Origin of the sequence: Proteus terrae subsp. cibarius (genome assembly GCF_011045835.1) — a bacterium.
Taxonomy (GTDB): Bacteria; Pseudomonadota; Gammaproteobacteria; order Enterobacterales; family Enterobacteriaceae; genus Proteus; species Proteus cibarius.
Genome location: NZ_CP047349.1, coordinates 1,159,204 through 1,172,795 on the forward strand (window position 1 = coordinate 1,159,204; position 13,592 = coordinate 1,172,795).

Sequence of the window (13,592 nt, forward strand, 5' to 3'; positions counted from 1 at the left end):
AGTACTAAGTCGGTTTAATCAGCAAATGATAATGGTTAAAACGTCTTATTTTTAGGCAAAAAAAGGATTAAATAGATAAATAAACAGGCTATTTATTTTTTATAAATAGCCTGAGTAGAGTTAATGTTGACGTTAATTATTTCAATCAAAGGTTACAGTCAATGATAAGAAAAAATCCCTTAAACTCAGGAGTAAATGAGTTTAAGGGGAAGGGTAACGCAACTTAATTAGGAATATAAAAACCAGAATGTCATTGCTAAGTTCACGATAGCCGCGACAGCCATAGGAATGGCGGTACGTTTAACTATTTGGAAAGGCGAGACATTCGCAATACCTGCAATGGCGACAATAGCTGCGGTAATTGGTGAAACGGTACGGCCAAAACTGGTCATTATTTGCATTGGTAAAATTAAGGTAATGACATCGACTTTTAAGAAGGCGGCAATTTTGGGTGTTAAGGCGGCAAATGAGAAGAATGCTGCATTACCTGAACCCATTAAAAAGGCTGCTAATGCAAGAATGGCACTCATTACAATGATCATGGCTGCAATACCAAAACCTGCATCTTGAGCTGAGCTAATTAACGTATCGACGGCACCACTTTTTAGTAAACCATTGGCAAAGAACTCACCAGATACAATTAACGATACCACTAAAACAAACTGCTTACCCATTCCTTCAAAGAATAACATAAAGCTATTCATTACTGCTTTTGCATCGCGTAAGCGAACATATTCAAAAAGAAGTGCAATCACAGTACTAATAATCATCGCGGTGGTGACTTCTAATTTAATATAAGGGTGTAGCAATGGACTGAAGCCGATAATCAGAACTAAAGGGATCACAGGTAATAAGGCATAAGACAGTGGAATTTTATTGCCTTCTTCTTTTACTGCATCAATAGTTGTTGGGTCAAAAACAAATCCTTCACGTTTATCCCACCAGCGTTGAATAAAGAAATGAGTGATCGCAACAGCAATAATAATAGGAATTGTGATCGGTAACTGGTGTTGAACAAAGTAGACGGCAGGTTCAATATCCGCTGTTTTCGCCGCCATAATCACGTTACCAGAGCCAGGGCCATGGTCGATAAATTGGCAGCATCCAATTACGGCTAAAGCGGAAAGTGGACTAATACCAGAACGAATTAATATCGGATACATGGTGACCATTAACAGCATACCTAAACCTGCATGGCTAGGAATAAAGATAACCAAGATTTGGGTGACTAAAAATGAAATCACTAATAATAAGTAAGGCGATTTTATCGCTTTTAATGGTCTTTCAAAAATAGCGAATAAAGCACGGCTTGCGCCAACGTGTTCCATATAACGAGAGAAACCCGCAATTGCCATTAATGTTAAACCAAGACCCGCTAGGCGAGAACTCATTATATTCGTAAAGATTTGGAAAATATCAAAGTATTTAAATTGGGTGGATTTATTTTCTGGCAATAACGGATTAAGGTCGAGAGATGCAGTTAAGAGTAATAGCAATAATCCGCCGAGTAATAATACTGGCTGAGGTTTATAACCTCGCGCCAGTAAATAAACCACCAACGCTGTTACCAGCGCGGCAATGATTAAACCTGTCATAGTGAATTCCCCGGTAATGATGCAATATTTTTTGTTATTGGTTTAATGCTAAAAAAGCTTGTGTAATATCTGCAATAAGATCATCTGTTGCTTCAAGGCCAATATGTAAACGGACAAAAGGGCCATGACCTTCTCGCCAATCAGACGCTGTTCTCGCACCGACAACATTGGCAGGTAAAGCGAGGCTTTCAAATCCACCCCAAGAAGCACCAATACCAAAAAGCTCAAGCGCATCAATAAATTGTTCTGATTGTTTAGTGGTATATTCTTGTTTAAATTCAATGGTTAATAGACCGTTACTACCTTTGCAATCACGTTTCCATAAATCATGACGAGGGTGATTAGGTAATTCAGGGAACCAGACTTTTTCAACTTCAGGGCGAGTCTCTAACCACTGTGCAATGGCTAGTGCTGATTTACCATGCGCCGCGATGCGTTGACCTAATGTCCTCATACCACGAAGAACTAATGCTGCATCATCTGGGCTACTGGCTTGACCTAATGCTTCAGGTAATGCACCAATTTTTTTCCATGCTTTTTCATTCGCAACCATAATGCCCATCATCACATCAGAGTGACCGCATAAATATTTGGTTGCCGCGATAACAGAGACATCTGCGCCTAATTCCAGCGGGTTATAGAGCCATGCAGAGCCCCAAGTATTATCAACACCGACAGGAATATCTCTCTCATGAGCAATACGGCAAATTTCAGGCAGGTCGAGCATTTCATAAAGGAGTGAGCCCGGTGATTCGACAAAAATAAGCTGTGTATTTTGTTGAATTTTTTGTTCAAAATCAGAGCCATCGGTTTTAAAGAAACTATAAGCGATATTATTAGGCTCAAGAAAAGCCGATGCAATTTTACGAACAGGCTCATAAACAGAATCAGCAAATAAAACATGTCCACCACTGCGGGCATATCCCATAATTGTGACGGCAATAGCAGCTAATCCGGTAGGGAATAACTGAGCACGATAGCCGCCTTCTAATTCGGTTACTAAAGCTTCAAGGGCAAATGCGGTTTCTGTACCACGCGCGCCGTAACTTAAAACACGCTCTGTTGCACGACGATCACGAACATCACGCCAACTCTTAATCGAGTCAAAAACGATGGTGCTGGCTCTCATTACGGGTGGATTGATGGGGCCTGAAGTTTTTATTTCTTGGCGTCCACTGTGTATCAGTTTTGTTTGTTTATTTTGTTTCATTATTAATATCTCCAAATATAGAAATAGAGTTCCCCGGTAATTAAATAAAAGGATTAATTACTGTTTGCGCTTATTTTGTTTCTATTATTTATAACAAACTTATTTATTTTTAAAATAGCTATTTTCTAAAAATGATGATCTTCCTCTAACTTTTTAGCATTAATTATTCTAATTAAATCTTAAATGTTATTTAAGATTCAAAAGTTATAAGTAATAAATAAAGAGTTATTTGTAACTAGTTGAATTAATGTTATTTTTTAATTGATTAGAAATATTTAAAATTAGATTAAAATTATCAAAGTGTTTTTATTGAGATTATATTGCATAAATAAAATAACAATCTAACAAGTCGTTTGATTAAAAAAACGATCTTTTTTATTATTCTTTTAATAGGGGAAATAATTATGGGAACCAGCGTTTTCGATTCGGTTTTATTAAAGAATTTATGGTCAACAGAAGAGATGAGAACTATTTTTTCGGATAAAACTAGAATGCAAAACTGGCTTGATTACGAAGCCGCATTAGCGATTGAACAAGCTGAATTAGGTTTGATCCCAAAAGAGGCTGCAAAAGTGATTGCAGACACCGCGAAACTTGAAAAGCTCGATATGGACTATGTATTAGAACAAGTGCGTCTTACTCGCCATCCATTAGTGCCAACAATTCGTGGTTTAGAACATGCTTGCCCAGAACACTATGGAGAATACGTTCACTTTGGTCCAACAACACAAGACGTTATTGATACTGGCCTTGTTCTACAACTAAAAGATGCTCATCATACTTTCTTACGTGATATCAAAGTATTAGGTCGTGCCTTACTTTCATTAAGTGAACAACATCGCAACACACCAATGGTTGGGCGTACATTAGCCTTACAAGCTCTGCCAATTACATTTGGCCATAAAACCGCAATTTGGCTAACTGAGTTAGCGCGTCATTATCAACGTCTTAAAGAGATCGAACCTCGCTTATTTGTCGGTAGTGTTGTTGGCGCGGTGGGTACAAAGGCCTCTTTAAGCGATAAAGCTGATGAATTAGAAGCTCGTGTATTAAAACGATTAGGTTTAGGTGTACCTGAAATTTCATGGCAACCTGCGCGTGATAGATTCAGCGAATATGGCATGTTAATGGGTTTAATTAGCGGAACTCTAGGTAAAATTGCTAATGAAATCCTACTATTAGCGCATAACGAAATTGATGAGTTATCCGAGCCTTTCAGTAAAGGACAAGTGGGCTCTTCGACCATGCCACATAAGCGTAACCCAGCTATTGTTGAAAATGCGGCCTGTGTGAGTAATACCCTAAAAGCGAATCTTTCTGTTTTAACGGATATGATGAAACACCAACATGAGCGTGATGGTGCTATCTGGAAAATGGAATGGAAGATCATGCCAGAAATGTGCCTGATGCTGTCTGTTATTTTCGATAATATGAAAACAGTAATTGGTGGACTGAATGTGCATGTTGAGAAAATGCGCGAAAATATGGATATTCTGGGGGGTTTTATGCTGGCAGAGCGTGTGATGTTTGCATTATCTGATAAAGCAGGTAAACAAACCGCACATGAAATTGTGTATGAAGCATCAATGTCTGGGCAAGAAGAAGGCATAACTTTCGTTGAAGCGATTAATCGCGATACTCGTATTCGTGATCACATTACTCAAGAAGAGCTTGATGCACTTTTAGATCCAACGACATATGTCGGTAATGCACCAGCCCAAGTTGATCGAGTAGTCGCACAAACCAAAGCCTCTGGCTGGTTAAATGACTAAGTGACTTAATTACATCCAACCTTCTTATTATCTAAAAGCCGGTGATATTGCTGGCTTTTTCTTATCTATCCCGAGGTGTTTATGACATTGAGTCAGCAGTTAGCCCAATTTATTACTACAACCACTTTCTCTGATTTACCTGATCAAGTTGTTAGCCGAGCCAAAATTCATTTATTAGATACATTAGGTGTCGCACTTGCAGGAAGTGTGCAACAAAGTGCTATTCAAAGTCGTCAAGGTGTGGCTTTTTTACCTGATAGCCAAGGTAACATTCCGATTTGGGGAAGTTCGCTAACAGCAAGCACTACGGTGGCGGCACTGACAAATGGTATTGCATCACATGCCTTAGATTTTGATGATACACACACAGATTCAATTGCACATGGTAGCGCGGTATTAACACCGATTGCTTTTGCATTGGGTGAGTCTATTGGTGCGTCATCAAAAGATATTTTAACGGCATGGGTGATTGGCTGGGAAGTGGCTGCAAGAGTTGGCTTAGCAAGCCATAGTGGATTTCATCAGCGAGGTTTTCACGCTACAGCAATTGCGGGTATTTTTGGTGCAACAGCTTGTGCCGCTTCACTATTAAAGTTAACGCCAGAACAAACTGTGAATGCATTAGGGTTAACAGGAAGCCAAGCAGGAGGAGTAGCAGAGTATCTAACTAACAGTTCATCTTCTAAATGCTTTCATGCGGGATGGGCTGCACAATCAGGTATTATCGCAGCATCATTAGCAAAAGGAGGAATGACAGGCCCAGACACAATATTTGAAGGTCGTTATAGCCTTTATCAAACACATGGTATTAAAGAGCAAGCACAACCAGAACAAGTGGCATTAGGATTAGGTGATGTGTGGGAATTTTTAAATGTTTCTATTAAGCCTTATCCGGTATGCCATTTCGCTCATGCGACTGTGGACTGTGGGCGTAATTTGCTGAAAAAAGGGATCGCGGCTGATGATATTGATAGTGTTGAGTGTGTTGTCGATCCAGTAGCGGCTGCTTTGATTTGTGAGCCACCTGAAACAAAATGGGCACCTCAAACCGCGTATGGTGCTAAATTTAGTTTGCCATGGTTATTTGCTGCGGTTTTTCTAGATAATGCTTTGACGCTCTCTTCATTATTACCTGAAAACCTACAACGGGAAGATATTCAGTCACTAGCGAAGCGTGTAAGTTATCGTTATCCCGAAAAAGGGGAAATCCCATTTCCTACCTATTTCCCTGGATTAATTTTCGTGACATTAAAAAATGGTGAGAAGATCACGGAGAGATTAGACATTCAATACGGTAATCCGAAAAATCCAATGACAGATAAAGATGTGATTAGTAAGTTTTACGATAATGCATCTTTGGCGATAGAAGCAGAACAATCAGCACAGTTAGTTGAAAAAGTACTGCATTTCGAAAATATTACTATTGCAGAAATAACACAGTTATTACGTATTAAAGAAGTGATTGATTAAAAATAAAGTAAATAAGATGATGAAGTGAGGGATTGGTTCTATCTACCAATCCTTTTTTATTGTCTTGCACACATAAATTCAGATGTACAAACTATCTTCTCACCAATTTTCACCGTACCTGAAAAGCTAACAATTGTGCGTCGTTGTCGGCGAAATTGGATCTCGATATAAAGTTGATCACCTGCTTTTACCACGTCATAAAAACGCGCATTTTTTATACTGGCAAAATAACATTGTTGATCTTTACCCATTGGTGAAAGGTAGTAATGGGCAAGAACGCCAGAAGCTTGAGCCATACTTTCAAGTAGTAATAAAGGTGGATAAAACTCACCAAAAACAACCGTATCATTGGTTGTGATATTTTTAATGGCGGTTAATTTGCCACTGGCAAGTTCAGCTGGCTCAGAAATAACGCGATCAATTAATAAGAATGGATAACGATGAGGCAATATTTCCATTATTTCACTGACGGAAATGGGCATATATTTTCTCCTCGTTATGGTGATAGGGTAAACTCAGTTTTACAACAACGGCGGTTATTATTTCATTCTTATTCAATATGGTACAGTATTGAGCTGTATTTTTGATGAGAAAATTGAGTTAAACAGATAACAAAGACCAGAATAGGAAAAATCTAGCCTTTGTTATTTCTGAATAAGAATAATTTATCAATCAAGGCGAGCAATGATTTGGCGTAGGTCGTTCATTGCGGCTTCATTTAAAGGCTCTTGCGGTAAAATAGGAGAGCCCACTTCAAAACCTTGAATATTTAGGGATGCTTTAATACATGATGCGAGCGAGTACTTTGTAAACGCTTCATTGATTTGCCACATCTCTTTTTGTTTTGCTAAAGCGACATCAAAATCGCCTTTTGTTGCTAGCTCATACAGTTCAACACATTGCTTTGGCAATACACAAGCAGGGCCTGCCATCCAACCTACACCACCAAGTTTTAACACTAACAATGGAATATGAGCTGAAGCACTAAAGATTTTAACGCGCTCACCAAACGTATTGATCATGGTGAGCAGGCGACCGGTATTGCTGGATGCATCTTTAATATATTCAATATTCGGGATATAGCTAAGCTCATTGAATAAAGAGATAGGAAGAACATCGCCCAAAAGTCCCGGGTTGGTATAAATTGTCATGGATTTTTCAGGAAAAGCTTCAGCGATAGTTCGGAAATAACTAGCTTGTGCAGTTTCGCTTAACGGGTACATTTTTTGTGAAATTAAAACCATGCCATCAACGCCTAATTGAGCGTATTGTTCAGCTTGATGACAAGCATCAGCAGTTGAAAAACCTGCAACACCCGCAATAACGGGAATTCGACCTGCGGTTTGATCAACTGTAATACGCACAATTTCATTGCGTTGTGTTTGAGAGAGATAAGCGTATTCACCAGTGCTACCTAATGGACTTAAACCATGAACGCCACACGAAATCAGATGTTCGACTAATCGGCGTAATGAAGCTTCGAGAATGGTGCCTTTTGTTTGATCAACAGGTGAAACAAGGTAAGGAAAAATGCCATGAAATTGGGTCATAATCGGTGTCCTGTTTTATGGTTTTAATCTTTTATTACTTTGGTTATCAACACGACTTAAGGGCTCTAGGATCTCTACTCTTTTTGAAGTGTTATGTCGGCATGATTAATCACTTCATTTTGTTCATTTTTTAATGAATCAAACAGTATTTGAGCTGCTTTTCCTGGGCTATTGGCATTCAGATACAGGTTATAGCTAATTGCGGGTAAAGGAGGTAGGCCTTCTTTTTCACCTAAAATACGTAAGTCATCACCTGAAAGCTCAATTGAACGTGCCATAATGCCTAAGCCTGCACGTACGGCGGCTCTAGCACCCGAAAGCGTGGTAGCAATATAAGCGATTCGCCAACGAATACCTTGTTGATCAAGGTGATTTATCATCATATCGCGGTATGTACTGGGTTCATCTAATACAACTAACGGTAAGGGTTCATCAAGATCAAATCTGAAGTGCTTTCCGCAATACCATAAAGAGGGGGAAACACGTAATACAATTTTGGGATAACCCACATGTTCTTCAGTGGAAATGGCTAAATCCAGCTCGTTGTTTTCTAACATAGACATTAAAAATGGGCTACGTTTAACAATAATTTCCATGATGAGGCGAGGATAGGCTCCAGAAAAACGCGCGAGAAGATCAGGTAAAATCGTGTTTGCCGTATCATCTGGAGAGCCAATTTTTAAGATCCCATCAATTTCTTCATGCATCAATGAAAGACAGGCTTCATCATTCAAACGCAAAATACGGCGAGCATAATTAAGCAGTTGCGTACCTGCTTCTGTCAGTGTTTTGTTTCGCCCTTGGCGAGCAAACAGCTCTTTGCCTATCAGCGATTCAAGTCGTTGCATTTGCTGGCTTACAGCAGATTGTGTACGACAAACAGACTCAGCAGCCGCTGCAAAGGTATTTCCATCGACAACAGCAACAAAGGTTCGGAGCAAATCAAGTTCTAAGTTAAAAATAGGGCGCTTTGCAGAGGTCATTATAGATATCTCTTAACTGGTGTTGTGTTTAATAAAACCAAGAAATCACATTTTTTATAAGACTATTTTAGATGTTACGTAATGAATACTCATACTATGAAGAGTTGAATTAATAATCTATAACAAAGCTCAATAATTTCGAGATGTTATCCATTCTTTGATGAAAAAGGAGAGCAAATGAAGGTAACTACTGATTTTTATACAGTGTTATGAGACAATGGCGCCTTTATTAAAATCAGTTACAGAGTGGTTATGTCCCTTTCTCAATCAGTTAAAAATCAAATAAGTCAGTGGTATAAAGCCCTACCTGAGCATATCGAAGGGTTTATTCCGCGTGCGCCACAGCGTGAAATGATAGCTGAGGTGGCTAAGACTTTTTCTGATGAAATGGGACGTCATTTAGTGATAGAAGCCCCAACTGGCGTGGGTAAAACACTCTCTTACCTTATTCCAGGTATTGCTATTAGCCGTGATGAGAAAAAACCACTTATAATCAGTACAGCCAATGTGGCACTGCAAGATCAAATTTATAGCAAAGATCTACCATTACTTAAAAAAATCATTCCTGATCTTACGTTTACTGGCGCTTTTGGTCGTGGGCGTTACCTATGCCCTCGCAATTTAGATGCGATTTGTGCAACAGAAGGTGAGCAAATTGACCTTATGTTTTTGCTTGAAGATAAAGTTGATGTGGCGACAAGTGCAGAAAGAGAAATTTGCCTAGAACTGAAAAATGATTTTACTAGTTTTGGTTGGGATGGTTTGCGTGATCACCATAAACGCGCATTAACAGATAGTTTATGGCGCAAAATCAGCACGGATAAGATGAACTGTTTAGGGCGTAATTGCCAATATTATCATCGTTGTCCTTTCTTTATTGCTCGCCGTGAAATTGATGAAGTGGATGTGGTTATTACCAATCACGCTTTAGTGATGGCGGCAATGGAAAGTGAATCTGTGTTGCCTGATGCTAAAAATCTACTTTTGGTACTTGATGAAGGGCACCATATTCCTGATGTTGCGCGAGATGCCCTTGAAGTCGAAGGGGAAATAACCTTAGTTGCTCTTAATAATCAGCTTGATAATATCACTCGCCATGTTAGCCAGTATTTAGCGCAATTTATTCCGGTAAGACCGCCTAAATTGGCTGATCCTATTCGTTTCGATGCCCATATCGCTAAGTTGCGTGAAGCTTATCAAGAGGTTGATACATTTACACGCGCATTATTGCCAGAACGTAGTGAGCAAGATGAATACCTTTTCCCGTTAGGTGAATTGCCTGAACAACTTCTGTTAAGTTGCCAGACATTATTTAAGCTAACAGATGGTTTAAAAATGTTGGGCGAAGCTATTTTAAATGATTTAACAGAGCGCACAGCGAAAGAAGATGTTGTACGTTTACATCGTGCTATTTTAACTACCAGTAGGATGGTGGGATATTTAGAAAACATGGCAAAGCTATGGCGCTTAGCTACATTAGAGCAAACCTCAAAAGCGCCAGTATCCAAATGGCTAACGCGCCGTTACGATAAAAAGCAGTCTCATCTCTATTTTCATTGTGCTGGCATTCGTGTTAGCGAACAACTGACGCAATTGTTGTGGAAAAATATCCCACATGTGGTTATTACTTCTGCGACATTACGCTCATTAAATAGCTATTCTCGTATTCAAGAATTAACAGGCTTAAGTGAGCATTTTGATGATCGCTTTATTACGTTGTCTTCGCCTTTTGAACATAAAGAGCAAGGTAGATTAGTTATTCCTAAAATGCGTTATGAACCGACCATGATCCATGAACGTGAACATTTAAAAGAGATGGCGAGTTATTTTCGACACTGCATGGAAGAGAATAACCACAGAGGCCAATTGGTTTTATTTAGTAGCCAGCGGGCAATGGAAGGCTTTTTAGAAGAAGTGAAAGATTTACGTTTGTGCTTATTAGTGCAAGGTGATCAGCCACGCTATCGATTAGTCGAAACACATTGTAAGCGTATCGATGCTGGTGATAATAGCGTGTTGATAGGTTTGCAATCTTTTGCAGAAGGGCTCGATTTAAAAGGGGATTATTTAACGCAGGTGCATATTCATAAAATTGCTTTTCCGCCTGTGACAGATCCCGTAATTGTGACAGAAGGGGAGTGGCTTAAATCGCTAAAACGTTATCCTTTTGAAGTGCAGAGTTTACCGAGTGCATCGTTTAATTTAATTCAGCAAGTTGGACGCCTTATTCGTAGTCATCATTGTCACGGTGAAATAGTGATTTATGACAGACGCTTGCTAACAAAAAACTATGGTTCGCGTTTATTAACCGCGTTACCTATTTTCCCTATTTATCAACCAGAGATGCCTAAAGATAAATAAAAAAGACTACCTAGAGAAAGAGAGGTAGCCTTTTAACGTCATAATTTCAATTTGTTATTACGAATTAATTCTCAATATTGGCTTCAATAAACCATAAGAATTTATCAAGATCACGCGATGCTGCAGTAAACATATCAGCGGTATCTTCGTCTTCAACTTCGTCAATGGCTTTACGAATATCATTTGCAACGATAGCGTAACGATCAGCCAGTGCTTTTAAGTGATCCTGCACATCATGAATATCCAATGGGTATGCTTTTAATGGTGTTTTTTTACTCACCACTTGTGGAGTGCCTAAAACAGTGCCACCTAATTGAACAATACGCTCTGCAAACTCATCGGTGTGTTCATTAATCGTGTCACGGAAACCATCGACCATTTCATGAACGGAAATAAAGTTTCTACCGCGCATATTCCAATGAGCTTGTTTTGTGATGAGAGATAGGTCGATAAACTGCGTCACCATCTGTTGCAGTAATTCGATAGCATGTAATTTTACACTGTCATCGAGATTATTACGGGTATAAAGCAGGGTTGAAGGTGTGGATTTGACTAATTTAGCAGTACTCATAATCGTTCTCCCTAAATAATTAATAACTCAATATCTTAATTTCTGTTAATTATGATAGTAAATTATTAATGGTTAGTCTTATCGATTGATACTATTAAATTGATAGGTCATCTATTAAAAAAATCTAATCTATCGAAATAGTCTATTTAGGGTAAGACAATGTGTGAAAAATAGCAATGATAGGTCAGTAAAGTTATTATTTAATAAGTAAAAAGGATCATAAGATCCTTTTTAAATAAATATTTATTTATAAGAAAAAAATACGGTTAAATAATTATTTAACCTCTTCAATTTTGGTTTTACTTTTTATGGTTGCCGTTGAACCAATTGAAGCTAACACAATAAAGGCGAGGGCAACCCATTGTATTAACGTCAAATGTTCGTGTAAGAAAATAATACCAATAAAGGCACCCATACAAGGTTCTAAGCTCATTAAAGTCCCGAATGTTTTAGCGGGTAAGCGTGTAAGCGCAATCATTTCTAAAGTATAGGGGAAAGCAGTTGATAGAATCGCAATAGCTAATGCAACAGGTAAAATTGACCAGCTAAACATAATATCTGGGCTACTTTGTAACATACCAATAGGAACGAAAATAAAGGCCGCAACTAACGAGCCAATAGAAACCGTTGCTGCGCCGTAACCTTTGCCTGCACGTTGTCCGAATACAATATATAACGCCCAACCTACACCAGCACCCAGTGCATAAAGGATACCTAGAGGATCTAATCCATGAATATTATCGCCAATAGGCAACAATAATCCTAAACCAGCAATGACTAAAATTATCCATAAAAAGTCGATGGCTCTGCGCGATGAAAACATAGCAACAGCTAGAGGGCCTGTAAATTCAAGGGCGACCGCAATACCTAAAGGAATGGTTTCAAGGGCGAGGTAGAAAAGGTAATTCATCATCCCTAAAGATAAACCATATAAAAACAGTGGTATAATCGATTCTCGAGTAAACTTAAGTCGCCACGGTTTAAAAATAAAAAAGAGGATCAAAGTGCCCAATAACAGGCGTAACGCCGTTACAGCGGGGGCACCAATAACAGGAAATAGGCTTTTAGCAAGGGATGCGCCGCTTTGAATTGAAAGCATGGAGAGAAGCAAAAGAAGCACAGGGTAAAATACCTGTAATTTAGCTGAGTGTCTGGCTGACAACATCCTATAAAACCTCGTCAATAATCAATCGTATGTGTTCTCTGTTAGCTGATAACAAAGGATCGCATAATATAAAATAAAATCACCAGCTTTAATACAGTTATTCCTTAATAAATATTTTTTGTTTTAATTCAGTTTAGTTAAATTATCTTAAATATAAATTAATTTATTTTTAATAAAATAAAAAACAGCCTCTTATAAATATAAGGGTTGATAATCATTAAATATATATGTGCGATAAAAAGTGTAAAAACACTTTTTTTAACCTTTTTTATTAAAAGTACCTTCAGTATAATTCCAAACTCGTTTTAACTAGCTAAAAGAGAATAAAAAAATGAGTAAAATAAAATCTATCGCAGTGTATTGTGGTTCTAGTTTAGGGGCTTCACCTATTTATAAAGAACAAGCAATTATTTTTGCCAAAGAGCTGGTTAAACGTAATATTACCTTAATTTATGGTGGTGCAAGTGTAGGAATTATGGGCACACTCGCCGATACAGTATTAGTCGAAGGCGGAAAGGTAATTGGTGTTATTCCTACGTTGCTAGAAGGGCGTGAAATTTCACATAAAAATCTGACCGAATTACATGTTGTTGAAACAATGCATCAGCGTAAAAGTAAAATGATTGAACTAGCTGACGGTTTTGTCGCTTTACCTGGTGGCTTTGGTACATTAGAGGAGTTTAGTGAAGTCTTTACATGGAGCCAAATTGGATTGCATCAGAAACCATTAGGCTTACTTAATATCAATCAGTTCTATTCTCCATTATTAATGATGATTGATAAAATGGCGGACGAACAATTCTTACATGAAAAATATCGGAATATGGCGATTGTAGAACAATGTCCTATTCAATTATTAGATAAATTTGAAACATATATTGCACCCCCTGTAAAAACCTACAACAAATAAAGGTA

At 38.3% G+C, this 13,592-nt stretch carries 11 protein-coding genes; 4 read left to right on the top strand and 7 right to left on the bottom strand.

Annotated features, from left to right (window positions below; all coding sequences use genetic code 11):
* Nucleotides 1–227 precede the first annotated feature (227 nt).
* The gene (dcuC, locus tag GTH25_RS05325; protein WP_075672763.1) at nt 228–1,595 is read right to left on the bottom strand and encodes a C4-dicarboxylate transporter DcuC; all 1,368 of its coding nucleotides are present in this window, start codon (nt 1,593–1,595) and stop codon (nt 228–230) included.
* 34 nt (nt 1,596–1,629) lie between these two features.
* Entirely contained in the window at nt 1,630–2,805 is a 1,176-nt protein-coding gene (gene metC / locus GTH25_RS05330) for a cystathionine beta-lyase (protein ID WP_075672764.1), read from the bottom strand.
* Between the two features lie 404 nt (nt 2,806–3,209).
* Between metC and purB the strand changes: the two genes are divergently transcribed.
* Nucleotides 3,210–4,577 carry an adenylosuccinate lyase gene (purB, locus tag GTH25_RS05335; protein WP_075672765.1) on the top strand — a complete coding sequence of 456 codons (1,368 nt, stop codon included), beginning with the start codon at nt 3,210–3,212 and terminating at the stop codon, nt 4,575–4,577.
* Nucleotides 4,578–4,658: 81 nt separating this feature from the next.
* Complete coding sequence (locus GTH25_RS05340) at nt 4,659–6,047, top strand: MmgE/PrpD family protein (RefSeq protein ID WP_075672766.1); 1,389 nt, start codon at nt 4,659–4,661, stop codon at nt 6,045–6,047.
* Nucleotides 6,048–6,103: 56 nt separating this feature from the next.
* Here the strand turns inward: GTH25_RS05340 and fabZ are convergent, their stop codons facing one another.
* The 3 genes from fabZ to GTH25_RS05355 form a co-directional block, all read right to left on the bottom strand.
* Nucleotides 6,104–6,529 carry a 3-hydroxyacyl-ACP dehydratase FabZ gene (gene fabZ / locus GTH25_RS05345; protein ID WP_075672767.1) on the bottom strand — a complete coding sequence of 142 codons (426 nt, stop codon included), beginning with the start codon at nt 6,527–6,529 and terminating at the stop codon, nt 6,104–6,106.
* A 186-nt stretch (nt 6,530–6,715) separates the two neighbouring features.
* The gene (locus GTH25_RS05350; protein WP_075672768.1) at nt 6,716–7,597 is read right to left on the bottom strand and encodes a dihydrodipicolinate synthase family protein; all 882 of its coding nucleotides are present in this window, start codon (nt 7,595–7,597) and stop codon (nt 6,716–6,718) included.
* 74 nt (nt 7,598–7,671) lie between these two features.
* Nucleotides 7,672–8,580 (bottom strand): LysR family transcriptional regulator, encoded by a 909-nt coding sequence (locus GTH25_RS05355; RefSeq protein ID WP_075672769.1) that lies wholly within the window; start codon nt 8,578–8,580, stop codon nt 7,672–7,674.
* A gap of 252 nt (nt 8,581–8,832) precedes the next feature.
* Here GTH25_RS05355 and dinG point away from each other — a divergent pair, with 252 nt between their 5' ends.
* Complete coding sequence (dinG, locus tag GTH25_RS05360) at nt 8,833–10,941, top strand: ATP-dependent DNA helicase DinG (protein WP_164530371.1); 2,109 nt, start codon at nt 8,833–8,835, stop codon at nt 10,939–10,941.
* Between the two features lie 64 nt (nt 10,942–11,005).
* Here dinG and dps read toward each other — a convergent pair whose 3' ends face one another.
* Together dps and rhtA are read right to left on the bottom strand one after the other, a co-directional pair.
* Complete coding sequence (gene dps / locus GTH25_RS05365; protein ID WP_075672771.1) at nt 11,006–11,512, bottom strand: DNA starvation/stationary phase protection protein Dps; 507 nt, start codon at nt 11,510–11,512, stop codon at nt 11,006–11,008.
* A 274-nt stretch (nt 11,513–11,786) separates the two neighbouring features.
* A complete protein-coding gene (rhtA, locus tag GTH25_RS05370) occupies nt 11,787–12,677 on the bottom strand; it encodes a threonine/homoserine exporter RhtA (protein WP_075672772.1) in 891 nt (296 codons plus the stop codon).
* A 331-nt stretch (nt 12,678–13,008) separates the two neighbouring features.
* Here rhtA and GTH25_RS05375 point away from each other — a divergent pair, with 331 nt between their 5' ends.
* Nucleotides 13,009–13,587 (top strand): LOG family protein, encoded by a 579-nt coding sequence (locus GTH25_RS05375; RefSeq protein ID WP_075674376.1) that lies wholly within the window; start codon nt 13,009–13,011, stop codon nt 13,585–13,587.
* The last annotated feature ends 5 nt before the right edge of the window (nt 13,588–13,592 follow it).

Coding starts and splice junctions, on each gene's coding strand:
- dcuC (WP_075672763.1), bottom strand. CDS start 1,595: ATGACAGGTTTAATCATTGCCGCGCTGGTAACAGCGTTGGTGGTTTAT.
- metC (WP_075672764.1), bottom strand. CDS start 2,805: ATGAAACAAAATAAACAAACAAAACTGATACACAGTGGACGCCAAGAA.
- purB (WP_075672765.1), top strand. CDS start 3,210: ATGGGAACCAGCGTTTTCGATTCGGTTTTATTAAAGAATTTATGGTCA.
- GTH25_RS05340 (WP_075672766.1), top strand. CDS start 4,659: ATGACATTGAGTCAGCAGTTAGCCCAATTTATTACTACAACCACTTTC.
- fabZ (WP_075672767.1), bottom strand. CDS start 6,529: ATGCCCATTTCCGTCAGTGAAATAATGGAAATATTGCCTCATCGTTAT.
- GTH25_RS05350 (WP_075672768.1), bottom strand. CDS start 7,597: ATGACCCAATTTCATGGCATTTTTCCTTACCTTGTTTCACCTGTTGAT.
- GTH25_RS05355 (WP_075672769.1), bottom strand. CDS start 8,580: ATGACCTCTGCAAAGCGCCCTATTTTTAACTTAGAACTTGATTTGCTC.
- dinG (WP_164530371.1), top strand. CDS start 8,833: ATGTCCCTTTCTCAATCAGTTAAAAATCAAATAAGTCAGTGGTATAAA.
- dps (WP_075672771.1), bottom strand. CDS start 11,512: ATGAGTACTGCTAAATTAGTCAAATCCACACCTTCAACCCTGCTTTAT.
- rhtA (WP_075672772.1), bottom strand. CDS start 12,677: ATGTTGTCAGCCAGACACTCAGCTAAATTACAGGTATTTTACCCTGTG.
- GTH25_RS05375 (WP_075674376.1), top strand. CDS start 13,009: ATGAGTAAAATAAAATCTATCGCAGTGTATTGTGGTTCTAGTTTAGGG.